Origin of the sequence: Pseudarthrobacter sp. WHRI 8279 (assembly GCF_040224115.2) — a bacterium.
Taxonomy (GTDB): Bacteria; Actinomycetota; Actinomycetes; order Actinomycetales; family Micrococcaceae; genus Arthrobacter.
Genome location: NZ_CP168162.1, coordinates 3,771,339 through 3,794,381, shown reverse-complemented (window position 1 = coordinate 3,794,381; position 23,043 = coordinate 3,771,339). Strand labels below are relative to the sequence as shown.

The following is a 23,043-nucleotide window of genomic DNA, read 5'->3' as shown; positions in this document are numbered from 1 at the left end:
GGCGGCAGAGGGGCTAGCCCTTGGCACATCAGACCCCTCGCCTGTACGTGCACAGGACAGCGCAGGTACGTGCCTGATGCGCCTCCCAGGTTTGTGCCGGTGCTTGTCAGTGCCCGCCGTTAGGGTGGAACCCATGGCAACAAAGACTTCCCGGGCCTCCAAGGCGCCCGCCTACAAATGTGCTGAATGCGGCTGGACCACGGTCAAATGGGTGGGCCGGTGCGGCGAGTGCCAGGCGTGGGGCACGGTTGAGGAGACCGGCACCGCCGTTGCGCGTACGACGGCGGCCACTACAGTCCTGGAGCCCGCCCGCCGTATTGCCGAGGTGGACGCCACCACGGCAGCCTTCCTGCCCACCGGCGTCGATGAGCTGGACCGGGTGCTGGGCGGCGGCCTGGTACCGGGCGCCGTCATCCTGCTGGCCGGTGAGCCCGGCGTGGGGAAGTCAACCCTGCTGCTGGACGTTGCGGCCAAGTTCGCCCGGACCGCGCAGGACGTCCTTTACGTGACGGGCGAGGAATCCGCGGCCCAGGTGAAGCTCCGCGCCGAACGTATCGACGCGGTGGCGGAGTCGCTGTACCTCTCCGCCGAAACGGACCTGGGCCAGGCGCTCGGGCAGGTGGAGAAGATTGAGCCGCGACTGCTGATCGTGGACTCGGTGCAGACCCTCAGCAGCGCCGACGTGGATGGCAGCGCCGGGGGCGTTTCGCAGGTCCGTGAAGTGGCAGCCTCCATCATCGCGGCGGCCAAGCGGCGGAACATGACCACTCTGCTGGTGGGCCACGTGACCAAGGACGGCTCCATTGCCGGGCCGCGGCTGCTGGAACACCTGGTGGACGTGGTCTGCCAGTTCGAGGGCGAGCGGCATTCGCGGCTCCGGCTGCTCCGTGCGGTCAAGAACCGCTACGGGCCCACGGACGATGTCGGCTGCTTCGACCTGAACGAGGACGGCATCCAGGGCCTGGCCGATCCCAGCGGGCTCTTTGTCAGCCGCACCAAGGAACCCGTCTCCGGCACCTGCATCACGGTCACCATGGAAGGCCGGCGTCCGCTGCTGGCCGAGGTCCAATCCCTGCTGGCGGAGAGCCCCAACTCGCAACCGCGGCGGGCCACCAGCGGATTGGACTCTTCGCGCGTTTCCATGCTGCTGGCCGTCCTGCAGCAGCGTGCGGGAACGCTGCTGCACAAGGATGATTCCTACGTGGCCACGGTGGGCGGCGTGAAGCTCAGCGAACCGGCCACGGACCTGGCCGTTGCCCTCGCCGTGGCATCGGCCAAGGCGCGCAAGCCGCTCCCCATCCGGCTGATCGCTTTCGGTGAGGTGGGCCTGGCCGGTGAGGTCAGGCCGGTGCCGGGCATCAACCAGCGCATCCAGGAGGCCCACCGGCTAGGGTTCACCCACGCTGTGGTACCCGCCAGCCACGCCGGGCCGGGACCCATACCGGCCGGGTTTTCCGTGCGGGAAGTGGAACACCTTACCGAGGCCTTGAGCCTGCTGATTGGCTAGCGGCTTTCTGGTAAGGCGCATCGGCTGGTTGGTTTATGCCTGTTTATTCGCGGGTGGCACTGGCGGCGACTGGTGCCACCGTGCGCCCTTGATGCCTGTGGCTGTGCCTGTGCCTGGCTTTGTTTGTCACCCGTTGTGGCGCGGCAAGGAATCGGGATCGTCGCGGCGGGAGCCCAGAAGCCAACCGGACACATCACTGCGCAGCACCAGGAGCGGGCCGCCGGTTGCGTTCACGTTGCCGGTAGGAACGTAGTAGCCGCGGCCGGAACCCGGACCGCCGGCCGCCCGGTCCAGGGCGTCAACCAGGTGCCGCGGCAGGTGGCCCTGCGGACCAAGGCTGTGCAGCTCATCAAGTTCTTCCGGCGTCAGATGTCCCAACACCTCGGCAATACTGGCCATGACGGGTCCCTTCGAGCAGAGTGCCTGAAGGAATAACCTAAGGCAGCACCGTGAACTGCGGGTTAACGTTGGACGGCAGCTTCCGTTCACGCGTGAAAATTCCAGCTACAGGAGGACAAGTGCCCGTTCGCAGTGCAGGGATCCTGCTCTACAGATTGGCGGCGCCGAACGGCGTTGAGGGGGCCTCCCGGGACCGCATGGCGGACAGCCTGGACACGATCCAGGTGTGGATAGCCCATATGGGAGGGCCGTTCTGGGCCCGCAAGGACGCCCACGCCTGGTCCATCCCGAAGGGCGAATACACCGAGGGCGAGGATCCGCTGGCCGCGGCACTGCGCGAGTTCGCCGAGGAGATGGGCACCCCCGCACCAGCCGCGGACTACCTCCCTCTTGGCGAATTCCGCCAGCCCTCCGGCAAGGTCATCACCGTTTTCACCGCAGAGCAGGACTTCCAACCGGAAACCATTGCCAGCAACACGTTTCCGCTGGAGTGGCCCAAGGGCTCAGGCCGGATCCAGCACTACCCGGAAATTGACGACGCCCGCTGGTTCCCCGAACCCGAAGCCCGGCTCAAGCTGGTGAAGGGCCAACTGCCGGTCCTGGATGCCCTTGTCCGCCATGTCCACGAGGGATTCTGAGCGAATGCGCCGCAGTCGCGGGAACGGTGCAGGGACGCCGCAGCGTTCCAGCGTCGGGGCACCGTTCCGGCGTCCGGGGCGCACAACATCCGGGGGCGCAGGAGCTAAGAGCCGGTGATGACCAGGGCAACACTGTGCCCGCCGAAACCGAAGGCGTTCACCAGCCCGGCCGGGCTGTAACCCGGCTGGAGGCGGTGGGCATCCTCGGTAACAACGTTGAGGTCCACCTCGGGGTCCACTTCCTGGACGTTGAGGGTGCCGGGAAGCACGCCTGTCCGCAGGGCTTCAACAACCACGACGGCGGCCAGCGCGCCCGCGCCGCCCAGGAGGTGGCCGGTGTGACCCTTTGTGGACGTCACCGGAACCTCAGGGCCGAAAATTGCGTTGATGGCCTGGCCTTCAAGCTTGTCCCCCACCGGGGTGGACGTGGCGTGGGCGTGGACAAAGCCGATGTCCCCGGCAGCCAGGCCGGCGGATTCGAGGGCCTTCTGCATGACCCGCCGCTGCATGGCGGGATCGGCTGCCACGATGTCTTTGGCGTCGGAGGTTACCGCTCCGCCGGCAACGGCCCCCAGCACCCCGGCGCCGCGCGCACGGGCGTGCTCTTCGCTCTCAAGTACCACCACGGCGGCGCCCTCGGCGAGGACAAAGCCGTCGCGGCCGCCGTCGAACGGGCGCGATGCACGCTGCGGATCATCGTTGCGGGTGGACAGAGCGCGGATCTGGGAGAAGCCCGTGATCACCAGGTCGTTGACGGAGGCGTCAACACCGCCGGCAATAACGACGTCGGCGGCACCGGAGCGGATCATCTCGGCTGCCTGGACAATTGCCTCAGCCCCGGAGGCACACGCGCTGACCGGCGTCCGGGCGCCACCGCGGGCACCGAGGTCGATCGACACCCAGGCGGCCGGCCCGTTGACCATCAGGCGGGTCAGTGTATGCGGCGAAACCTTGCGCGGGCCTGAAGCTGCCAGCGTCCGGTCCTGCTCCAGCGTGGAACCCAGCCCGCCGTACGCGGAGCCGATCACCACGGCAAAACGCTCCGGATCCACCTCCGGGGCGCCGGCCTGGGCCCAGGCCTCACGTGCTGCGATCAGCGCGAGCTGCCCGCAACGGTCCATGCGCTTCATCTCGCGGGTGCTCAGGTGCTCCGAGAGGTCTGCGGTAACCTGGCCGGCAATCTTTACCGGCAGCTGGCCGGTCCAGTCGTCCTCAAGCGCTGCGATGCCGGATTTGCCCGCCACCAGGCCGGCCCAGGTCTCGGACACGGTGGAACCTACCGGATTGATGGTTCCGGCGCCTGTGATGATGGCGCGGGGCTGAACTGCGCTGTTTGGGCCTGCGTTCACGGTTCCTACTTTGCGGGGTTGTGGGTGCCGATGGGCACGAGGGTGAGGTCCGGGTGGTTCTTCTCAATGCGGCGCAGGGCCCAGACGTCGTTGAACAGGGCGAGGTACTCGCCGTCGGACCGCAAAAGCACCTCGGCGCCGATGACGTTGGCGAGCGCCGGCATGGCCTCCGCTGTCGAGATCCTTGCCAGGGAGTAGGGCAGGCGTTCCAGCCGCATGGGGGCGCTGAAGTCGTGCGCCATGCGGTCCTCCACCACCTCGAACTGCATGGGGCCGACGGCGGCAAGCACCGGAGCCTGGTCGCCGCGGACGTCCGAGCGGAGCACCTGGATGACGCCCTCGTGTTCGAGCTGCTCGATACCGCGGCGGAACTGCTTGAACTTGCTGGGGTCCTTGGAACGGGCCACCTGGAAGTGCTCGGGAGCGAACAGCGGGATGGCGGGATACTCCACCGGCCCCTCGAGGAAGAGGCTGTCTCCCACACGCAGGGAGGACGCGTTGACCAGGCCCACGACGTCGCCGGGGTAGGCCTCGTCAATGACTTCGCGTTCCCGGCCGAACACCTGCTGGGCGTACTTGGTGGCAAAGGACTTGCCCGTCCGGGTCTGCGTGACCACCATGCCGCGCTCAAAGACGCCGGAGCAGACGCGGATGAAGGCCACATGGTCGCGGTGGGCCTTGTTCATGCCGGCCTGCACCTTGAAGACGAAGCCGGAGAACGGGGATTCCACCGGGCGGGGGTTGCCGTCAACGTCCGGACGGGGGGCTGCCGGCGGAGCAAAATCCACCAGCGCGTCCAGCAGTTCCTTGACGCCGAAGTTGAGCGCGGCGGAGCTGAACAGGATGGGGGTGGCCTTGCCGGCGTGGAAGGCCTCGACGTCGAACTCCAGGTTGGATTCGATCACCAGTCCTGCCTCGTCCACGGCGTCCGTCCAGTTGCTGCCCTGGCTCTCCGCAGCTTCCTCGGGGGTGAAGTATTCGGTGAGGGCGATCTGCGCACCGGCGTTGTTGCGCTGGAACCGGGCGAAGCGGTCGTTGCGGAGGTCCCAGACGCCGCGGAAGTCACCGGAGATGCCCACGGCCCAGGTCAGCGGCATGGGCTGCAGGCCGGTGCGTTCGGTGATTTCGTCCATCAGGGCCAGTGCGTCCAGGCCGGGCCGGTCCCACTTGTTGATGACGGTGATGATGGGCAGGTTGCGCTGCTTGCAGACCTCGAACAGCTTCATGGTCTGCGTTTCCAGGCCCTTGGCGGCGTCCACGAGCATCACGGCGCAGTCGACGGCGGCCAGCACCCGGTAGGTGTCCTCGGAGAAATCGGCGTGGCCGGGTGTGTCCAGCAGGTTGATGACGGTGTCCCGGTAGGAGAACTGGAGCGCCGCCGAGCTGATGGAAATGCCGCGGTCCTTTTCCATCTGCATCCAGTCGGACACGGTTTCCTTGCGGTTGGCCTTGCCGCTGGAGGCGCCTGCCGTGCCGATTACCTTAGCGTGCAAAGCGAGCGCTTCGGTCAGGGTGGACTTGCCTGCGTCAGGGTGTGAAATGACAGCAAAGGTCCTGCGGCGGCCGGCCTCTTTGTGAATACCGGAGATCCGGGCGGGGGTCAGGACATCTTGGGACACGGTGCTACTTTCGCTGCGGTTGGGACTGCCCGGGCGCTGCCTGATGAGGCACTGCGGCGTTGGGGCCGGGGAAACGGGCTGGCAAACAGCCAAGTTCCAGTTTATCGCAGGGCAGCAAACCGGCTGCGGGCGCCGCTTAACACCCGCGAAACCGGACGTTCAAGGCCGTGAAACGACATCCCGCTACCGTGGCCGCATGATGACCAAAGACAACGCGGCGCGGGACGGTTCCCCCTGCCGCGCGGAAAGGACCTGAACGGTGCAGGGCGTCTCCTTTTCCGGCAACCTTTTCTTCGACCCCCTGGCAACGGGACTGGCCGCAGCTGGAGCCCCTGATCCGGCCCGCCCGGCAGCCGAGCATCGCCGGGGAAGCCAGACACCCGCCGAGCAAAAAGCGCTCAGGGCGGCGTCGCTCACGAAAGTCAGCAAAGACCTGGAGCGGATGCTGCGGGAACGGATGCGCTGACGCGGTTCCCGCAGTCGTGGCGCGGCCGGTGCGCAGTCCGGGCGCAGCCTTAGGGCTGGCCGGAGCAGGCCGGCCGGACTGCCCGGCCTGAGGGCCGGCCGGATTGGCCTGGGCGGACTGGGCTGGTCGGACTGAGCTGGGCGGCATGATGGGTGGATGCAGAGCATTGAGCTGACCTTCGGGGAATCCCTTGATTCCGCCATCCGGGCTGACTGGGCAAGGCTGGCGGAAGCCGGAATCCCAAGCCTGGCAGGACATACCTCGCCCAGCAACAGTCCCCATATCACCCTTGCAGCCGGCGCGGACATGAATTTGCCGGACACCCGGCAGGAACCCTGGGAGCGGCTGCCGCTGGACATCAGCTTTTCCGGCGTCCATATTTTCCCCGCGCGGACGGGAATGTATGTCCTTGCCCGCTCCGTGGTGGTGACCCGCCAGCTCCTTGAACTGCACCGCGTCCTGCATGAAGGCATTTCAGGTGCCCTGCCGCTGACCCGGCCGGATGCCTGGACACCCCATGTGACCCTTGCCCGCCGCGTCCCCGCGCACCAGCTCGGGAGTGCGATGGACCTGCTTGACCTGCGCCTGGCTGGCCGCTGCACGGAAGCCCGCCTCTGGGACAGCAACACCAGGACGCTGACTCCACTTTGGAACCCGGCCTAGGGCAGCCGGATCAATCCGCCTGCCCAACCCCTCCCGCAGTGCCGCCAAAATGCCCGCCCAGCCATCCGTCGTCGGACGCGTTCCGCAGCCCTGTTCCCGCACTCCCTAATGAGGCACTTTAGGGCTTGCCCGTGCGGAAGACGCGGTTCCTTGCCCCTATCATTGAGCTTGCGGGAAACAGAGCATTTTCTGGTCCTGCCGGCAACCTGCTGAAGCCGGCAATCCTGCGGGCCGCGGTCCGCACCTTTGAAGGGAACACTATGGCGCGGAGCCCCGAAGAATCGCTCAGGGCAACACTGGGCAGGGTGGCTCCCGGAACTCCCCTTCGTGACGGCCTTGAGCGGATCCTGAGGGGCCGCACCGGCGCGCTGATCGTCCTTGGCTCGGACCGCACCATAGACTCCATCTGCTCCGGCGGCTTCGACATCGGCATCGACTTCTCCCCCACCCGGCTCCGCGAACTCGCCAAGATGGACGGCGCCATTATTTGCGACAAGGACGCCGGCAACATCCTCCGCGCGGCCGTCCAGCTTGTCCCAGACTCCAGCATCGAAACCCAGGAGTCCGGCACCCGGCACCGCACAGCCGAGCGCGTTGCCATCCAGACCGGCGTGCCGGTCATTTCAGTCAGCCAGTCCATGCAAATCATTGCCCTGTACGTCAACGGCCTGCGGCACGTCCTGGAGGGCTCGGAGAAGGTCCTTGCCCGCGCCAACCAGGCCCTCGCAACGCTGGAGCGCTACCGCTCACGCCTGGACCAGGTCACCAGCTCACTCTCGGCCCTGGAAATCGAAGCCATGGTGACCGTCCGGGATGTGGCCGTGACCCTGCAGCGGCAGGAAATGGTCCGCCGGATTTCCGAGGAAATTGCCCAGTACGTCCTGGAACTGGGAGAAGACGGCCGCCTCCTCTCCCTGCAGCTCGATGAGCTCACCGTTGGCCGGGGCCCCGGCAGCGACGTCATCATCCGCGATTACGGGGCTCCGGATGCCACCCCGGAGGATATCGAGAACGCTGTCAGCGCACTGGTCAACCTTGGCCCCACGGAGCTGATCGACCTGGGGAAGATTTCCGGAATTGTCGGGTTTGCGGGCGGCGAGGCCAACCTCGACGCCGTAGTGCAGCCGCGCGGCTACCGCCTGCTGTCCGGGCTGAAGGCAGTTCCAAAGGCTGTCGCTGACCGCCTGGTGGACCACTTCGGCGGGCTGCAGTTCCTGATGGCCGCCACGATCGATGACCTGATGACCGTTGACGGCATTGGCGACCAGCGCGCCCGCACCGTCCGGGAGGGCCTGAGCCGGATGGCCGAAGCAAGCCTCCTGGACCGCTTCCTCTAGCCCCATCGGTTGCTCCGTAATCGTCGTTATGGAGGCTGAAAACGGCATTTATGGAGCAGCGGATGCTAGTTCAGCTGGAAGACAGCCTTGGGGCTTGCTTTGGACCCGAGCTTCGCCGTGAAAATGTAGTACGCCCCGCCTCCGCCCGGCTTGGCCTCAATGGGCTGGCAGCCCTCCACGCTTCGGTTGCGGGACCAGGGGAAGTTGGCCGTCTCGCTGGCTCCCGGCGCGATGACCTTCACCAGGTCCTCGCTCTTTGCCTGGCAGTCCCGGGAGGAGAAGATCCGGTCCGCGCCGCTGGTCACCAGGAACTCCATCTGCGAGGTACCGATGTTGACTTCGCAGGGCATGGTGCCGCCGTTGGTCACCTTAAGCGTCAGCATGGGGTTTTCGCCGGGGCCGTAGGCCGCCTTATCAGTGGACGCGGAAACAGTCACCAGGTTCTGGTTGCAGCCGGGCGTGGCGGACGGGGTGGGCGTCGCCGCAGGTTCGGACGCCGACGGCGAAGGTGAAGCCCCGGCCGCAGGTCCGGCAGACGCCGTCGCTCCCGTCTCGGTGGACGAGGCCTGCTCGGATTTATTGCTCAAGGCACCGGCCACGGCGAAGCTGCTGACCAGCGCGATGATCAAAAGGAGCGCGCCGGCCAGGAACAGCCGACGGCGGCGGTACACAGCCGCGCTCGGCTTGCGGACGGCAGTGGAACCGGATCCCGGTGCCCTGCCATGTGGTGATGATTCGCCTTGCCTGCCCATCCTCCTAGGCTAGAGAACAGCCCCGTTTCTGTTTACCCACCACGCCGCCGTGCCGCCGACGCTCTGGTCACATCCCGTTTCAGCCCGCCCAAACACATCCATTACAGTGTTGGCATCGACACTGAATCCTCCTCCACTGCTGTTTCCGCGAGCCCTTCCGGTCCTGAGGGTCCTGTAAGTACCGACGAGACCGTGGCCGGCCTTGACCTGCTGCACGAACGTATCAACGGCTGGTTCAGCGAAACTGCCCGCGACCTGCCCTGGCGTGAACCCTCGTGTTCGCCCTGGGGCATCCTTGTCAGCGAGATCATGCTCCAGCAGACGCCCGTTGTCCGGGTGCTGCCGGTCTGGCACGAATGGCTGAAACGCTGGCCCACCCCGGCGGCCCTGGCTGGAGAACCCGCAGGGGAAGCGGTGCGCTCGTGGGGGCGGCTGGGGTATCCGCGCCGTGCACTGAGGCTGCACGCCGCAGCCGCGGCGATTACCAGCGACCATAACGGCAGGGTCCCGGACACGTACCCGGAACTGCTGGCGCTTCCCGGGGTGGGCAGCTACACAGCCGCCGCCGTGGCTGCCTTCGCGTACGGCCGGCGGGAGACCGTGGTGGACACCAACATCAGGCGCGTCCATGCGCGCCTGGTTTCCGGTACCGCGCTTCCGGCCCCGGCGCTGACCGCAGCGGAGATGCGCCTGGCCGCGTCACTCCTTCCGGCCGACGACGGTTCCTCCGTGCGCTGGAACGCTGCGGTCATGGAACTGGGGGCGCTCGTGTGCACCGCGCGGGCACCAAAATGCGCAGCCTGCCCCGTCAGCGACCTCTGCGCATGGCGCGCGGCAGGCGAGCCGCCCCCGTCGTATGTTCCCAAGGGGCAGGCCTGGCACGGCACGGACAGGCAGGTCCGCGGTGCCGTGGTTGCCGTACTGCGGCTGGCCGAAACCCCGGTGCCGCCGGACATGTTCTTCCGTGAGCCGGCCGACCTGGGCTTTGCCCCGGCAGGAATCGGCGTGCCGCTGGCCGCCCTGCACCGGCTCAATTCCGCGCCCGAACAGCTGGAACGGGCGCTGGCCGGCCTGCTTGCCGACGGCCTGGCGGAGATGCACGACGGCGGCTACCGGCTTCCCGCCTGAGCACCAGGCAGGGGCAGGGGCACGGAAAGTATGCGCTGGATGGCATACTTTCAGGTGACTGGAACAAGGGGGAACCATGAAGATGATCCTGTACATCGTATGGGTGCTGTTCGTCATCGCCGCGGCGTTCGCGGTGGTCCGTGCTGTGCGCACCACGAAACGCGAAGAGCAGCAGGCCGCGTCATGGCCCAAAGTGCAGGCCACCGTCACGGGCAGCGTGGCGGGGTGGACCAACGGAGGCGGCAGGTCCAGCCGCAGCCGGCGCTACTTTCCGATGTACCAGTTCACGGATCCGCAGGGAACGTTGTTTGCCGGCGAATCAGAGGTCCCATTCGCAAGCCAGCCGGTGCCGGGTGCGCCCATTGAGGTGGCCTACAACCCCGCCAACCCCAACGAGTCGCGGCAGGTTTCCTCCAAGCCCCGGTCCACGCTGGGGTGCGTCGTCCCCTTCTTCGCCGTTTTCGCCCTTGCCTCACTGTGGTTCATCAGTATCTTCCCCATGGACTGACGCGGCCCCTGATTGCGCCAGTTACCGTTTGGCAGTCACTGCTGCGCCGGCCATAACAATGCGGGCATCAGTTGGGTTGGGCCCGGGACGCCCCGGCCACGGCGCCATACGCTGAAGTATGCGCAGGCAGGGGCTGCTTTTGGCATTGATCACGACGGCGGGACTCGCCACGGCCTGCGGTCCCGGCCCCGGCGCGGTTCCCTGCCCGGCGATCGCCCAGGCCACCGCAGTCTCGGTAATGATCCCGGCCAGCTACGCGGAGCAGGTCGCTGGCCTGCACCTGAAGGCCTGCCAGGACGGCATGTGCACGGAGGACGATGTGGAGCTCCGCCCGGGCAGCTCATCCATCGACCAGGGCTGCACTGACGGCGTCTGTTCCGCCACGGCATCTCCGAACGGCAGCAAAGACGGGGTGCTGATGCTGCAGGCCCTCACCGAATCCCCCATGGCAGTAACAGCATCGGGAACCGCACCGGACGGGACGGCACTGCCCGTGCGCAGCGTCGAATTCCGTCCGCGCGGGGACTATCCGTTTGGCGAGCAGTGCGGCCGCTTCATCACCGCAACCGTAATACTCGACGCCGAAGGCCTGCGCCAGCAGGACTGACCCTTGGAGGCCAGGCTGATTCAGGCGACGTGTGGTGCAGTGCAGGGTCGGGTCAGAACAGTGCCGGCTGCCCGAAAGCGTCGTCCCCGGCGGTGGCGGATCCGGCATCCTGCGCCGGAGTGCTGTGCCGCCATTCGAACCCAAGATCAGCCAGCAGTTCCTCGACGGACGTCTGCCCTTCCAGTACTTCAATTTCCGCGGGGCTGTCTTCGAGCTGGGGCCGTTCCATGGCATCGAGCTTATTCGCAGGGAGGGCCGCTGCCCCGGGAACACACCGCCGGTTACCCAAACGAGGCCTACGGCTCGCCAAATCCTGCCTGTACCAGTCCACCCACGTAGTTCACCGCCCGTTCCGCGTCGGCGCCCCTGGCCTCCACATGCAGCACGGACCCCTTGCCGGCACCGAGGGTCATCAGGCCCGTCATGGACGCCCCGTCCACCCCGTTAACCGTCACCTCCGCATCCAGCGCGGACAGTCCGCCCGCAATCTTCGCGGCGGGGCGGGCGTGCATCCCCGCCTGGTTGACCAGCTCAAAGTCGCCGGTGAAGTCCGGACCCTTTCCGGTCGCGGAGCCTTCACCAACCATCTTCAGCGGGGCGTCCTCCGCATGGCGGGCGGGACCGCCCACGGATTCCGCCGCCCGCTTGACCGCGTGCATGTCCGCACCGCCCTGCGCTGCGACCGCGGCTGCCACCAGCCCTTCCACCAGCGGGGCATCCGCCAGCACCATGGTTTCCGGGTTCTCGGCGAACTCGAGCGCGGATTCGGCCGTCATCACGGCCGAGCCCAAGTCAGTGAGGATCACGGTGCCGCCGCTGTCCACCTTGTCCAGCGCGGCCAGGACTTTCTCCAGGCTGGTGCCGATCCTTCCGTCCGTGGTGCCCCCGGCTGTGAGGACAGGGACGTCGGGCGCCATTTGCGCGGCAAGTTCCGCGGCGCCGTCGGCAATCTTCTCGCTGTGGGAAACCACCACGATGCTCACCGTCACGCTGCGGCCCCCACGGCTGCGCGGAGAATCAGGGCGGACGAGGCCGCACCGGGGTCCCGGTGCCCCGCGCTGCGCTCCCCCAGGTAGCTTGCGCGGCCCTTCCGCGCCACCATGGGATCAGTGGCAACGGCGCCCGCTTCGGCAGCCTCGGCCGCCGCCACCAGGACGGTGAGGACATCCCCGTTGCCGTCCGTCGCGGCCTTCCGGGCGGCGTCCACGGCCGGCGTCCACGCATCCACCATCGTCTTGTCTCCGGACTCCGCCTTCCCCCGTGCCACGATGCCGTCCCGGGCTGCAGCAAGGGCGCCTGCCCAGGCTGCGGGATCGATGTCCGGCGCGTCCCCGAGGGATGTTGCGGCCCGGAGGAAAGCTGTGCCATAGAGCGGCCCGGCGGCGCCGCCGACCTTTGACATCAGGGTCATGGCTGTCAGCTTCAGGGCGGCCCCGGGAGTCTGCGGCGGGGCCTCAGCCAGCTTGTCCAGGACAGCCTGGAAGCCCCGGTCCATGTTCTCCCCGTGGTCCGAATCCCCGATGGCCCTGTCGAGTTCGATCAGCTCCACCCGGTGCTCCGCCATGGCCTGGGCGGAGAGGGTCAGCCACTTCACGGCCCAGGTAACATCAAGCCCCACCGCTACACGCCCCAGCGAAGGGCTGCCGTGTGCACCGGCGCGTCCCACAGTTCCGTGAGCTCATCATCCAGCCTCAGGACCGAAATGGAGCATCCCTGCATTTCCAGTGCGGTGATGTAGTTGCCCACCAGTGAACGTTCCACCGTTGCGCCGCGGTCCGCCAGGACCTGCGCCGCCCGCCGGAAGACGATGTACAGCTCGCTCAAGGGCGTGCCGCCCATGCCGTTGACGAACAGGAGCACCCTGTCCCCGGATGTGACTCCCAGGTCGGCCAGGACAGGTTCCAGCAGGCGGTCGGTGATGCCGTCAGCGTTCTCCATGGGGATCCGGTGCCGGCCAGGCTCGCCGTGGATGCCGATGCCGATCTCGATCTCGTCCTCGGCAAGGTCGAAGCTGGGCGTGCCTGCGTGCGGGACGGTGCATGCGGACAGCGCCACACCCATGGTGCGGACATTTGCATTGACGCGTTCACCCACCGCCGCCACCGCCTCGAGGCCATCGCCCCTCTCCGCGGCCGCGCCGGCAATTTTCTCCACCAGCACAGTTCCGCCCACGCCGCGGCGGCCGGCCGTATACAGCGAGTCCTCAACGGCGACGTCGTCGTTGACCAGGACCGTGCGGACGCTGACGCCCTCAGCCTCCGCGAGTTCGGCTGCCGTTTCGAAGTTCAGGACGTCGCCGGTGTAGTTCTTCACGATGTGGACGACGCCGGCTCCTGAGTTGGCCGCGAGGGTCGCCGGAAGGATCTGGTCCGGCGTCGGTGAGGTGAACACCGCCCCCGGCACGGCGGCGTCGAGCATTCCCACCCCCACATAGCCCGCGTGCAGCGGTTCATGCCCGCTGCCTCCTCCGGAGACCAGCCCCACCTTGCCGCTCACCGGCGCGTCTTTGCGGGTAATGAACGTGGGGTCCGTGCTGACGGTTACCAAGTCGGGATAGGCCAGGCCAAAGCCCTGTACTGATTCTTCGACGACGGCCCGTGGGTTATTGATGAGTTTTTTCATGGCGGTGCTCCTGGCTCTGCTTCCTGGAGAATGTCACCTTGACCCTACTACCGGCAGGCCCGGCAGCGGTAGGTTCGCGGCAGCCGCCCGGACGTCCGGCCCGGAACGCTGAAAAGGGACAGCCCCCAATGACTGTCCCTTTCCCCTGGGCCCCCCAACCCGGCCTCAATAAGTTTATCCATCAATTCGAATAAAACAAGTGTGCGCAGGTCAGGGGCGTAAAGAGCGTTTTGGGGAGGATGCCCCTAGAGCACCCGGATCATCCGGGTGTTGCCAAGGGTGTTGGGCTTGACCCGGGCGAGGTCCAGGAACTCAGCCACGCCCTCGTCATGGGAACGCAGGAGCTCGGAATACACCACGGGATCCACTGCGGACTGGTCCGCCATCACCTCGAAGCCGTGGCGTTTGAAAAACTCCACCTCGAAAGTCAGGCAGAAGACGCGCGCCACCCCCACGGCACGCGCCTCCTCGAGCAGGCTCTCCACCAGCACGTGCCCCACCCCTTTGCCGCGCCAGTCCTCGGACGTGGCCAGGGTGCGGACTTCCGCGAGGTCCTCCCACATCACATGCAGCGCTCCGCAGCCGATCACCTCGCCGTCGCTGGACTCTGCGATGCGGAACTCCTGCAGGCTTTCGTAGTAGGCCACCGTTTCCTTGGCCATCAGAATCCGCTGGTCTGCCAGCGGCGCCACCAGTTTCTTGATGGCGGAGACATCGCTGGTACGGGCAGGGCGGATGTGGAAGGACTCAGTCACAGAGCCATCCTACGAGGCGAACGCTCCCGGCTCAGGAACGGTGCCGTCCAGGTACAGCGCCAACCTGTACGTGACATCCGGCTCGAGGCGAAGGAGGCTGGGGCATTTATGTAGCTTGCGTCAAAGCGAGGCACGAGCAGCAAGCGGTAAATGCCCCAGCCTCCGAGGCGGAGATGACCAGGTTTACAGCCCGAGTTCAGCCGGCAGGGGCAGCTCCTGGTCCAGGACATTCTTTGCCAGGAACGATTCCACCACCTGGTACCAGACCTTGGCATGCTGCGGCTGGAGCACCCAGTGGTTCTCGTCGGGGAAGTACAGGAAGCGGTGCGGGGTCTGCCCGTCCTGGTCCGCGGCCAGTTTTGATTTGGACAACAGTTCGTACCAGAGGCGCAGCCCCTCGCCGATTGGTACCCGGTAGTCCTTGTCCCCATGGATCACCAGCATGGGTGTGCTGATGTTCTCCACATGGAGATGCGGCGAGTTCTCCAGCGCCATCTCTTCCGTCATTTCCTTCAGCCAGTACTGCGAAGCATCGGTGGTGGGACCGAACTGGTCAAGGGCCCACAGGCTGGCGTGGGTCACGATGGCTTTGAACCGGCCCGTCTGCCCCGCTACCCAGTTGGCCATGTAGCCGCCAAAGGAGCCGCCCATGGCAGCAGTGCGGCCGGCGTCGATGTCAGGGCGTTCGACGGCGGCGTCCGTCACCGCCATGAGGTCGGTGAAGGGAGCCCTGCCCCACGTTCCCCATCCGCGCTGGATATGGGCCTGGCCGTAACCGGTGGACAGTGCCGGGTCGGGCAGCAGCACCGCGTAGCCCTTGGCCGTCAGCAGCCAGGGGTTCCAGCGCCAGGTCCAGGCATTCCATGACCCGAGCGGCCCGCCATGGATCCACAGCAGCATCGGCGCCGGGGACTCCGCCGCTGCGCCTTCCGGCAGCGCCAGGTAGGCCGGGACGCGGGACCCGTCAGCCGCCGTCGCCGCAATGCGTTCCAGCCTGCCGGGGCGGACCGGCCGCTCAGCGGGGGCGGGCAGGCGCGTGGTCTCGCCGGTCTGGAGGTCGATGCGGACAGGTTCGGGCGGGAACTCATACGAGCTCCGGAGCGCGTAGGCGCTGCGCCCGTCCGGGGAAACCACGACGTCGGTATAGGCCGCGGCGTCCTCCGTCACCCGGGTGACGCCAACGTGAGCCGACGCGGCGGGGACGCTGATCCGGAAAACCGGCGACGCGCCGTCGTCGTCCGCGGTGGCCAGGAGGGCGGAGCCGTCAGGAAGCCATGCCGCAGGTTTCGGCCACCGGTCCCAGTCGTGGGCGAGCGGCGTAAGGCCGCCGGGAGCGCCGTCCGCCCCGGACACATCCAGCAGGTGGAGCTTGACCTGCGGAGCCTGGTGCGGCGTGGTGTCGCTTTCGCTGACCACTGCCAGGGTGCTGCCGTCCGGGCTGACGGGCCCAGGGAAGTAGCTCATGCCTTCCTCGTCCAGAAGCACCTTGGTGCTCCCGGAAGCCACATCCACGGCAACCAGGATGCTGCGGCTGTCAGCCTTGGCCAGCGGTCTGGTGTAGCTCGCGTAGATGGTCTTGCCGTCGGGGCTCACCGCCGTCTCGGCTTCCCGGAGCCTGGGCCCGGCATCGGGCGTGAGGTTCCGGAGCGCCAAGGGCGCCGAGGCATCCACGGTGTTCGGCTTGCCAGGCGCCTTGTCGGTTCCCTGCTCGACGGCGAAAATGCGGGGCTGGCCCGGCCCCAGGTCAGCGTCCCAGTAGCGGACCGGATACTCGCTGTGCAGGATGGCGGAAACTTTGTTGTCCTTGCGGGACTTGCGCCGTTCGGCGTCGTCGTCCTCATCCGCCGACCCCGTCAGGACCTCCGCGACAACGAACGTGGCGTCCGCCGCCTTGGCGGTCATCACAGCGCCCACGCCACCCGGCCTGTTCAGCACCACCCGGGCCTCGCCGCCATCCGCAGGAAGCAGCCACAGCGCGTTCACGGGGTCGCCTTCCGGACTGTCCGGGTCCGGCCGCGCCGACGTGAAGTAGACATCGCCGCTGGCCGCGAAGGCCGCTCCGGCCTCGCCTTTGGCACTGCGGGTGATCCGTCGCGCCTGCTTCTGGCCCGCGGGATCCAACTCCCACAGGGCGGTGGCGAATTCGGTGCCCTTGCCGTTCAGCGTGGCCACGGTAGTGACCAGGCGCCGGCCGTCCGGGCTCAAAGCCAGTCCACTCACCCGCGGGATGGACAGGTAGTGGTCCAAATCATGAAAAGGGGTCAAAGGTTGCTCATCCGGGATCGCCGGTTCCAAGTTAGCCATGCCCCCGATTCAACCCGACCGTGTCCCACATCACAAACAGGCATGGCGACGCACATCGCGTCTCCCAGCGGCGGTGGCTGCGTCACCTTGGTGCCCGCGCGAGCGGTATGTGGCTGGGAAGCGCCGCCACCGGCGCCATTTGCCGCTTGCTGCTCCTTCGTCGCTTTGACGCAAGCTACACAAATGACCCCGGCGCCTGCGCTGAGTGCCGCCGCGCACGAGGTGCCGGGCATCAGGGATTTATGTAGGCGCCGTCAAAGCGAGGAACGAGCAGGCGCCGGGAAATCTCTGATGGCCGGCACCGGACAGAACCGCGGCAGAGACCTGAGCCACGGGTGACCGCCGGATGCCAACGCTTTGACGGGACGGAGGGCAAAGCGAAAGCCCCGCCGCTCCTTGTGGAGTGGCGGGGCTTTGGCTGTGGAAACTAGACGCTCGGAGCGATTTCCGGGATGCGTGGCTTGGCGTTGCCGGCGAACGTGAACTTCGCGTCGTCACCTTCGCCTTCCACGTCCACTACGACGATGTCGCCGGCGTGGATCTCGCCGAAGAGGATCTTCTCGGAGAGCTGGTCCTCGATCTCGCGCTGGATGGTGCGGCGCAGCGGCCGGGCACCCATGGCGGGGTCGTAACCGCGGGTTGCGAGGAGCACCTTGGCGGCGGGCGTGAGCTCGATGCCCATGTCCTTGTCCTTGAGGCGCTTCTCCAGCCGGGTGACGAAGAGGTCCACGATCTCGATGATCTCGTCCTGGGTGAGCTGCGGGAACACCACAACGTCATCCACACGGTTCAGGAACTCGGGGCGGAAGTGCTGCTTGAGTTCCTCCGTCACACGGGCACGCATGCGGTTGTAGCCGGTCTGCGTGTCGGTGCCGGACTGGAAGCCGGTGGCAACGCTCTTGGAGATGTCCCGGGTGCCGAGGTTGGTGGTCATGATGATCACGGTGTTCTTGAAGTCCACTACGCGGCCCTGGGAGTCGGTCAGTCGGCCGTCTTCCAGGATCTGGAGCAGCGAGTTGAAGAGGTCCGCGTGGGCCTTTTCCACTTCGTCGAACAGCACCACGGAGAACGGACGGCGCCGGACCTTCTCGGTCAGCTGGCCGCCTTCCTCGTAGCCAACGTAGCCCGGAGGGGCACCGAAGAGCCGGGAGACGGTGTGCTTCTCGGAGTACTCGGACATGTCCAGCGTGATGAGGGCGTCCTCTTCACCGAACAGGAACTCCGCGAGTGCCTTGGCGAGTTCGGTCTTGCCGACGCCGGTGGGGCCGGCGAAGATGAACGAGCCACCGGGACGCTTGGGGTCCTTGAGCCCTGCACGGGTGCGGCGGATGGCCTGGGACAGGGCCTTGATGGCCTCGTTCTGGCCGACGACGCGCTTGTGCAGTTCGTCTTCCATCTTCAGCAGGCGCGAGGACTCTTCCTCGGTCAGCTTGAACACGGGGATGCCGGTGGAGTTGGCCAGCACCTCGGCGATGAGGTCCTCATCCACCTCGGAGATGTCGTCCATGCCGCCGGACTTCCAGTGGCGTTCCTTCTCGGCACGTTCGGTGATCATCTTCTGCTCTTTGTCACGGAGCGCGGCTGCACCTTCGAAGTCCTGCGCGTCAATCGCGGACTCCTTTTCCATCTTCAGCTTGGCGATGCGCTCGTCCATGGCCTTGAGCTCCGGCGGAGCGGTCATGCGGCGGATGCGCAGCCGGGCGCCGGCTTCGTCGATCAGGTCGATCGCCTTGTCCGGCAGGAAACGGTCCGAGATGTAGCGCTCGGCGAGGCTGGCAGCAGAGGCAAGAGCGCCGTCGGTAATGGTGACGCGGTGGTGCGCCTCGTAGCGGTCACGCAGGCCCTTGAGGATCTCGATGGCATGCGCCACGGAGGGTTCCTTGACCTGGATCGGCTGGAAGCGGCGCTCCAGGGCAGCATCCTTCTCGATGTGCTTGCGGTACTCATCCAGTGTGGTGGCGCCGATGGTCTGCAGCTCACCGCGGGCCAGCATGGGCTTCAGGATGGAGGCAGCATCGATTGCGCCTTCGGCGGCACCGGCACCCACCAGGGTGTGGATCTCGTCGATGAAGAGGATGATGTCCCCGCGGGTGCGGATTTCCTTGAGGACCTTCTTCAGGCGCTCTTCGAAGTCACCGCGGTAGCGCGAGCCTGCCACCAGCGAACCGAGGTCCAGGGTGTAGAGCTGCTTGTCCTTGATGGTCTCGGGGACGTCGCCGCGGACAATCGCCTGGGCAAGGCCCTCGACGACGGCCGTCTTGCCGACGCCCGGCTCACCGATCAGGACCGGGTTGTTCTTGGTACGGCGGGAGAGGACCTGCATGACGCGTTCCATCTCCTGCTCGCGCCCGATGACCGGGTCCAGCTTGTTTTCGCGCGCAGCCTGGGTCAGGTTGCGGCCAAACTGGTCCAGGACGACGGATCCTGCAGGTGCACCCTCAGGCTGGCCGGAGCCGACGCCTGCGCCGGTGGTCTCCTTGCCCTGGTAGCCCGAAAGGAGCTGGATGACCTGCTGGCGGACCCTGTTCAGGTCGGCGCCGAGCTTGACCAGCACCTGGGCGGCAACGCCCTCACCCTCGCGGATGAGGCCCAGCAGGATGTGCTCCGTGCCGATGTAGTTATGGCCCAGCTGGAGGGCTTCGCGCAGCGAGAGCTCCAGCACCTTCTTGGCACGGGGGGTGAAGGGGATGTGGCCGGACGGCGCCTGCTGGCCCTGCCCGATGATCTCCTGCACCTGCTCGCGAACGCCGTCGAGCGAAATGCTCAAGGACTCAAGAGCTTTGGCGGCAACACCCTCACCCTCATGGATCAGACCCAAGAGGATGTGTTCGGTACCGATGTAATTGTGGTTCAGCATGCGTGCCTCTTCTTGGGCAAGCACAACTACGCGACGGGCACGGTCCGTAAATCGCTCAAACATTTCGCCACACTCCTAGCTACGACGTACTTTGATGCTACGTGGCTGGCCACTGGTTGTGGAGCGTGTTCGCCACAGGGGAAACCGTGGTGGTTTCGGGAATACGGTGGCGGGCCGTCCGCGGGTGCCCCCGCCGGCTTCCGGACAGCCCCGCCGGCTACTCCTGCCGGGCAGGGCACGCACACCCGCCACCACCGGAAGCCTTTGAAACATGGAAGCCGTTAAAACCGAATTGCCGGTCCCCGCCGCAAAGCAGCCTTAAGTCTGGGAACGGAAAAAGCCCCGCTTCCCCGTTGTTGGGAAGCAGGGCTTACCGGAGCCTTGGGCGGAACTAGGAATTTGCCTTTTGGTAGGCTTCCTGGATTTCGGCCTGAATTCGGCCGCGGCTGTTAACCGTGTAGCCGTTTTCACGCGCCCACTGCCTTATTTGGGCAGAATCGTGACTGCGGCCGCTGGCTGCCGCTTTGCTTCGGACGGCCCGGCCCCCGCCCGACGATTTCCGTGCGGCTCCAACAAACCGCTCAAGCGAAGAGCGGAGCTCGGCGGCGTTTGACGCCGAAAGGTCAATCTCGTAGTTGACCCCGTCAAGGCCAAACTTCACATTCTCGTCTGCGGATCCCCCATCCAGATCATCAACGAGGATGATGTTTACTTTCTGTGCCATTTAAAAGACTTCCTTTTGGAATGGGTTCGGTTTTCAGAAAAGCAGGATGTTTCCTAAAAAGTATGACTCTTTTTAGGGCAACGCGTCAAAGTACCGAATGGTTCCAGTGGATATTGGCAAGAAAGTCCGGGGGTTTATCTATTCGATTCCGGGTCAGGCCGGTCAACGGGTGCCGCAGTCCGGGTTTCAGCTTCTGCCTGGGCCTGGGCCTCGGCCTGGCGCTCGGCCTTGTCCGCATTGAAGATCGATTTCATGGCGAACCAGAAAAGCAGGCCCACCACAATGGACGGGAGGAGGACGGCCACGTATTCCATGGTCAGTGTCCTTCCGGCTTGAGGAGCGGGAAGAGGATGGTTTCGCGGATTCCGGCGCCGGTGAACAGCATGACCAGCCGGTCGATGCCCAGGCCGATTCCGCCCATGGGCGGAGCGCCGTACTCCAGCGCCCGCAGGAAGTCCTCGTCCAGCTGCATTGCCTCGTCATCACCGGCGGCGGCGTGGCGTGACTGCTCGGTGAGCCTTTCGCGCTGGATAACGGGGTCGATCAGCTCGGAGAAGGCCGTGCCGCGTTCCATGCCGCCGATGATGAGGTCCCAGGCCTCGATCAGCCGGCCGTCCTCCCGGTGCGGGCGGGCCAGCGGCTGGGCCGACGGCGGGTAGTCGTACACGAAGGTGGGGTTCAGCAGCGTTGGTTCCACGATCTCGCCAAACAGTTCAACGGCAAGCTTCTCGGCGTCCCACTTCGGGTCCACCTTGACCTCGTGCTTGTCGGCGATCTCGCGAAGCACCTCAAGCGGCGTCTCCGGTGTCACTTCCTGGCCAACGGCGTCGGAAAGCCCCGGGTAGACGGCAAGCCAGGCCCACTCGCCGTCGAGGTTGATCTCCCCCGCCTCTGTCTGCAGGACGCGTCCGGCACCCACGGCGTCGGCGGCGTCGAGGATGATCTCCTTGATGCGTTCGGCCATGACGAACTGGTCTGCCCACGCCTCGTAGCACTCAAGGGTGGTGAACTCGGGGCTGTGGGTCGAGTCCACGCCCTCGTTGCGGAACACTCTGCCCATGTCGTAGACGCGGTCGATTCCGCCCACCACGGCGCGCTTAAGGTACAGCTCGGTGGCGATGCGCAAGGTCATCTTCTGGTCGAAGGCGTTCATGTGGGTCTCGAACGGGCGGGCCAGGGCACCGCCGTGGACAAGGTTCAGGATGGGGGTTTCCACCTCGACGTAGCGGTGGCGGAAAAGCGTCTCGCGGATGGAGCGGGTGATGGCTGCGCGGGTGTAGACCATTTCGCGGGCTTCATCGCGGACCATCAGGTCCACGTAGCGCTGGCGGACGCGGGTTTCCTCGTTCAGTTCGGCGTGCAGCACCGGCAGGGGGCGGAGGGCTTTGGAGGCCATGGACCAGGATTCCGCCATGACCGAGAGCTCGCCGCGGCGGGAGGAGATGACCTCGCCCTTGATGAACACGTGGTCCCCGAGGTCAACCAGCGCCTTCCAGTCGGCGAGCGCTTCCTCACCCACGTTGGCGAGGCTGAGCATGGCCTGCAGCCGGGTTCCCTTGCCGTCGGTACCGCCCTCCTGGAGAGTGGCGAAGCACAACTTTCCGGTGTTGCGGACAAAGACGACGCGTCCGGTGACGCCCACGATGTCTCCGGTGGTGTCATCCGCCTCGAGGTGGGCGTACTTTTCCCGGACCTCGGCGAGGGAATGCGTCCGTTCCACACCCACCGGGTACGCCTCGGCGCCGCGCTCAAGAAGTTTGGCCCGCTTCTCCATGCGAATCCGCATCTGCTCGCTGGCGTCGAGGGGCTCTGGGGCGTTCTTGGGCGCGGGGGTGTTTTGGGAAGTCACAATCCCCAAGTTTACCGGGACTTCGGGTACGCCGGATCCGGGCGCAACCCGCCCGGTCCCCGCCGCGCCCGGGACGGCCGCGCAGTCCCGCCTAGGATGGGGTGGTGAAAGAACAGGTACTTCCAACGCACGACGGCGGCCGGCTGGCTTTGTACAGCTACGGCACCGAGGATGCCCCGGGAGAGCGCCGCGTGCTGGTGATCGGGGGCGCCTTCCTGACTGCCCTGATCTACCGGCCGTTTTCCGAGGCGCTGGCAAACGGCCTGGGCGAAGGATGGGCCGTGGACGTGTACGACCGCCGGGGCCGCGGCAGCTCCTCCGGGCAGCCCGCCGACTACTCCATGGCCACCGAGATCGCGGATGTCCGCACCGTCCTGGATGCCACCGGCGCCCGGAACATCCTAGGCCACAGCCTGGGCGGTTCGGTGGCGTTGAACGCCGTCCAGGAGTTCACCGGAACCGCCTATGTGCCGGACAAGCTCGCGGTGTACGATCCCGCCGTCAATATCGACGGCAGCATCGACACCGGCTGGCTGGACGGGTTCGAGGACGCCGTGAACAACGGCAGGGTGGGGCATGCCCTGGCCCACATGAAGAAGGCCACGAGCGCCGGCTCGGCGATGTCCAAGATCCCCGAGCCTGTACTTGCCGGGCTGATGGCCGTGCTGTCCAGGACCAAGGTCAACAAGATGTTCCGCGAGGTCATGCCCAGCGGCGTGGGCGAGCTGCGGGCTGCCTACAAGGAGGCGGACCATGCCAGGGACTTCAGCGTGCTTCCCGCCAACACCCACTTCATGGCGGGCGGCAAGAGCCCCAGCTATTACAAGGCAACAGCCGAGCGCCTGCACGCCGCCGTCCCCGGCAGCACGTACGAGCTCTCCCCCAAGGGCTTCCACGGTTCCATCCCGGCCGCCGTTGATGAACTGGTGACGGACATCTCGGAGTATTTCAAGGGCTAA

The 23,043-nt window shown here is 66.4% G+C and carries 23 protein-coding genes; 9 read left to right on the top strand and 14 right to left on the bottom strand.

Annotated features, from left to right (window positions below; translation table 11 throughout):
* The first annotated feature begins 133 nt into the window (after nt 1-133).
* Nucleotides 134-1,507: a DNA repair protein RadA gene (radA, locus tag ABRP28_RS17390; RefSeq protein WP_350001242.1), complete on the top strand. Its 1,374-nt coding sequence runs from the start codon at nt 134-136 to the stop codon at nt 1,505-1,507.
* A gap of 126 nt (nt 1,508-1,633) precedes the next feature.
* On the opposite strand, the gene ABRP28_RS17385 is transcribed toward radA, so the two are convergent.
* The gene (locus ABRP28_RS17385) at nt 1,634-1,906 is read right to left on the bottom strand and encodes a hypothetical protein (RefSeq protein ID WP_350001243.1); all 273 of its coding nucleotides are present in this window, start codon (nt 1,904-1,906) and stop codon (nt 1,634-1,636) included.
* A gap of 119 nt (nt 1,907-2,025) precedes the next feature.
* Between ABRP28_RS17385 and ABRP28_RS17380 the strand changes: the two genes are divergently transcribed.
* Nucleotides 2,026-2,544: an NUDIX domain-containing protein gene (locus ABRP28_RS17380; RefSeq protein WP_374152882.1), complete on the top strand. Its 519-nt coding sequence runs from the start codon at nt 2,026-2,028 to the stop codon at nt 2,542-2,544.
* A gap of 104 nt (nt 2,545-2,648) precedes the next feature.
* Here the strand turns inward: ABRP28_RS17380 and ABRP28_RS17375 are convergent, their stop codons facing one another.
* Together ABRP28_RS17375 and ABRP28_RS17370 are read right to left on the bottom strand one after the other, a co-directional pair.
* Nucleotides 2,649-3,893: a beta-ketoacyl-[acyl-carrier-protein] synthase family protein gene (locus tag ABRP28_RS17375; protein WP_350001244.1), complete on the bottom strand. Its 1,245-nt coding sequence runs from the start codon at nt 3,891-3,893 to the stop codon at nt 2,649-2,651.
* A 5-nt stretch (nt 3,894-3,898) separates the two neighbouring features.
* The gene (locus tag ABRP28_RS17370; RefSeq protein WP_231455777.1) at nt 3,899-5,512 is read right to left on the bottom strand and encodes a peptide chain release factor 3; all 1,614 of its coding nucleotides are present in this window, start codon (nt 5,510-5,512) and stop codon (nt 3,899-3,901) included.
* Nucleotides 5,513-5,771: 259 nt separating this feature from the next.
* Between ABRP28_RS17370 and ABRP28_RS17365 the strand changes: the two genes are divergently transcribed.
* The 3 genes from ABRP28_RS17365 (at nt 5,772) to disA (ending at nt 7,978) form a co-directional block, all read left to right on the top strand.
* Nucleotides 5,772-5,978, top strand: coding sequence for a hypothetical protein (locus ABRP28_RS17365; protein WP_350001245.1), 207 nt, complete (start codon nt 5,772-5,774; stop codon nt 5,976-5,978).
* Between the two features lie 156 nt (nt 5,979-6,134).
* Complete coding sequence (locus ABRP28_RS17360) at nt 6,135-6,641, top strand: 2'-5' RNA ligase family protein (RefSeq protein ID WP_350001246.1); 507 nt, start codon at nt 6,135-6,137, stop codon at nt 6,639-6,641.
* A 260-nt stretch (nt 6,642-6,901) separates the two neighbouring features.
* Nucleotides 6,902-7,978, top strand: a complete 1,077-nt coding sequence (gene disA / locus ABRP28_RS17355; protein ID WP_231455773.1) for a DNA integrity scanning diadenylate cyclase DisA — start codon at nt 6,902-6,904, stop codon at nt 7,976-7,978.
* 65 nt (nt 7,979-8,043) lie between these two features.
* Here disA and ABRP28_RS17350 read toward each other — a convergent pair whose 3' ends face one another.
* On the bottom strand, nt 8,044-8,730 hold the full coding sequence (locus ABRP28_RS17350; protein ID WP_350001248.1) for a hypothetical protein: 687 nt from the start codon (nt 8,728-8,730) through the stop codon (nt 8,044-8,046).
* Nucleotides 8,731-8,922: 192 nt separating this feature from the next.
* On the opposite strand from ABRP28_RS17350, the gene ABRP28_RS17345 reads away from it, so the two are divergent.
* The 3 genes from ABRP28_RS17345 to ABRP28_RS17335 all read left to right on the top strand — a co-directional run bounded on the left by ABRP28_RS17345 (nt 8,923) and on the right by ABRP28_RS17335 (nt 10,973).
* Nucleotides 8,923-9,858 carry an A/G-specific adenine glycosylase gene (locus ABRP28_RS17345; RefSeq protein ID WP_374152881.1) on the top strand — a complete coding sequence of 312 codons (936 nt, stop codon included), beginning with the start codon at nt 8,923-8,925 and terminating at the stop codon, nt 9,856-9,858.
* A gap of 76 nt (nt 9,859-9,934) precedes the next feature.
* Nucleotides 9,935-10,366: a DUF3592 domain-containing protein gene (locus ABRP28_RS17340; RefSeq protein ID WP_350001250.1), complete on the top strand. Its 432-nt coding sequence runs from the start codon at nt 9,935-9,937 to the stop codon at nt 10,364-10,366.
* Nucleotides 10,367-10,484: 118 nt separating this feature from the next.
* Nucleotides 10,485-10,973, top strand: coding sequence for a hypothetical protein (locus ABRP28_RS17335; protein WP_350001251.1), 489 nt, complete (start codon nt 10,485-10,487; stop codon nt 10,971-10,973).
* 52 nt (nt 10,974-11,025) lie between these two features.
* Here ABRP28_RS17335 and ABRP28_RS17330 read toward each other — a convergent pair whose 3' ends face one another.
* From ABRP28_RS17330 to lysS, 10 genes are all read right to left on the bottom strand, one after another.
* Nucleotides 11,026-11,202, bottom strand: a complete 177-nt coding sequence (locus ABRP28_RS17330) for a hypothetical protein (protein WP_350001253.1) — start codon at nt 11,200-11,202, stop codon at nt 11,026-11,028.
* Between the two features lie 67 nt (nt 11,203-11,269).
* Nucleotides 11,270-11,962 (bottom strand): dihydroxyacetone kinase phosphoryl donor subunit DhaM, encoded by a 693-nt coding sequence (gene dhaM, locus ABRP28_RS17325; RefSeq protein WP_350001255.1) that lies wholly within the window; start codon nt 11,960-11,962, stop codon nt 11,270-11,272.
* Nucleotides 11,959-12,591: a dihydroxyacetone kinase subunit DhaL gene (dhaL, locus tag ABRP28_RS17320; protein ID WP_350001259.1), complete on the bottom strand. Its 633-nt coding sequence runs from the start codon at nt 12,589-12,591 to the stop codon at nt 11,959-11,961. The genes dhaM and dhaL overlap by 4 nt, the downstream gene beginning before the upstream one ends.
* A gap of 2 nt (nt 12,592-12,593) precedes the next feature.
* Nucleotides 12,594-13,595, bottom strand: a complete 1,002-nt coding sequence (gene dhaK / locus ABRP28_RS17315) for a dihydroxyacetone kinase subunit DhaK (protein ID WP_350001261.1) — start codon at nt 13,593-13,595, stop codon at nt 12,594-12,596.
* A 245-nt stretch (nt 13,596-13,840) separates the two neighbouring features.
* On the bottom strand, nt 13,841-14,350 hold the full coding sequence (locus ABRP28_RS17310) for an amino-acid N-acetyltransferase (RefSeq protein WP_231455765.1): 510 nt from the start codon (nt 14,348-14,350) through the stop codon (nt 13,841-13,843).
* Between the two features lie 183 nt (nt 14,351-14,533).
* Complete coding sequence (locus ABRP28_RS17305; RefSeq protein ID WP_350001264.1) at nt 14,534-16,654, bottom strand: prolyl oligopeptidase family serine peptidase; 2,121 nt, start codon at nt 16,652-16,654, stop codon at nt 14,534-14,536.
* Between the two features lie 427 nt (nt 16,655-17,081).
* Nucleotides 17,082-19,574 (bottom strand): ATP-dependent Clp protease ATP-binding subunit, encoded by a 2,493-nt coding sequence (locus ABRP28_RS17300; protein ID WP_104185679.1) that lies wholly within the window; start codon nt 19,572-19,574, stop codon nt 17,082-17,084.
* 328 nt (nt 19,575-19,902) lie between these two features.
* The gene (locus ABRP28_RS17295; protein WP_350001266.1) at nt 19,903-20,235 is read right to left on the bottom strand and encodes an Lsr2 family protein; all 333 of its coding nucleotides are present in this window, start codon (nt 20,233-20,235) and stop codon (nt 19,903-19,905) included.
* Between the two features lie 134 nt (nt 20,236-20,369).
* Entirely contained in the window at nt 20,370-20,549 is a 180-nt protein-coding gene (locus ABRP28_RS17290) for a hypothetical protein (RefSeq protein WP_066273147.1), read from the bottom strand.
* A 2-nt stretch (nt 20,550-20,551) separates the two neighbouring features.
* Nucleotides 20,552-22,084, bottom strand: coding sequence for a lysine--tRNA ligase (gene lysS / locus ABRP28_RS17285; protein WP_350001268.1), 1,533 nt, complete (start codon nt 22,082-22,084; stop codon nt 20,552-20,554).
* A gap of 104 nt (nt 22,085-22,188) precedes the next feature.
* On the opposite strand from lysS, the gene ABRP28_RS17280 reads away from it, so the two are divergent.
* Nucleotides 22,189-23,043, top strand: a complete 855-nt coding sequence (locus tag ABRP28_RS17280) for an alpha/beta hydrolase (RefSeq protein ID WP_350001270.1) — start codon at nt 22,189-22,191, stop codon at nt 23,041-23,043.

Excerpts from the sequence above, each read along its gene's own strand:
- radA (WP_350001242.1), top strand. The coding sequence starts at position 134 with ATGGCAACAAAGACTTCCCGGGCCTCCAAGGCGCCCGCCTACAAATGT.
- ABRP28_RS17290 (WP_066273147.1), bottom strand. The coding sequence starts at position 20,549 with ATGGAATACGTGGCCGTCCTCCTCCCGTCCATTGTGGTGGGCCTGCTT.
- ABRP28_RS17330 (WP_350001253.1), bottom strand. The coding sequence starts at position 11,202 with ATGGAACGGCCCCAGCTCGAAGACAGCCCCGCGGAAATTGAAGTACTG.
- ABRP28_RS17360 (WP_350001246.1), top strand. The coding sequence starts at position 6,135 with ATGCAGAGCATTGAGCTGACCTTCGGGGAATCCCTTGATTCCGCCATC.
- disA (WP_231455773.1), top strand. The coding sequence starts at position 6,902 with ATGGCGCGGAGCCCCGAAGAATCGCTCAGGGCAACACTGGGCAGGGTG.
- ABRP28_RS17300 (WP_104185679.1), bottom strand. The coding sequence starts at position 19,574 with ATGTTTGAGCGATTTACGGACCGTGCCCGTCGCGTAGTTGTGCTTGCC.
- dhaK (WP_350001261.1), bottom strand. The coding sequence starts at position 13,595 with ATGAAAAAACTCATCAATAACCCACGGGCCGTCGTCGAAGAATCAGTA.
- ABRP28_RS17385 (WP_350001243.1), bottom strand. The coding sequence starts at position 1,906 with ATGGCCAGTATTGCCGAGGTGTTGGGACATCTGACGCCGGAAGAACTT.
- ABRP28_RS17335 (WP_350001251.1), top strand. The coding sequence starts at position 10,485 with ATGCGCAGGCAGGGGCTGCTTTTGGCATTGATCACGACGGCGGGACTC.
- ABRP28_RS17350 (WP_350001248.1), bottom strand. The coding sequence starts at position 8,730 with ATGGGCAGGCAAGGCGAATCATCACCACATGGCAGGGCACCGGGATCC.
- ABRP28_RS17295 (WP_350001266.1), bottom strand. The coding sequence starts at position 20,235 with ATGGCACAGAAAGTAAACATCATCCTCGTTGATGATCTGGATGGGGGA.
- ABRP28_RS17340 (WP_350001250.1), top strand. The coding sequence starts at position 9,935 with ATGAAGATGATCCTGTACATCGTATGGGTGCTGTTCGTCATCGCCGCG.
- ABRP28_RS17305 (WP_350001264.1), bottom strand. The coding sequence starts at position 16,654 with ATGGCTAACTTGGAACCGGCGATCCCGGATGAGCAACCTTTGACCCCT.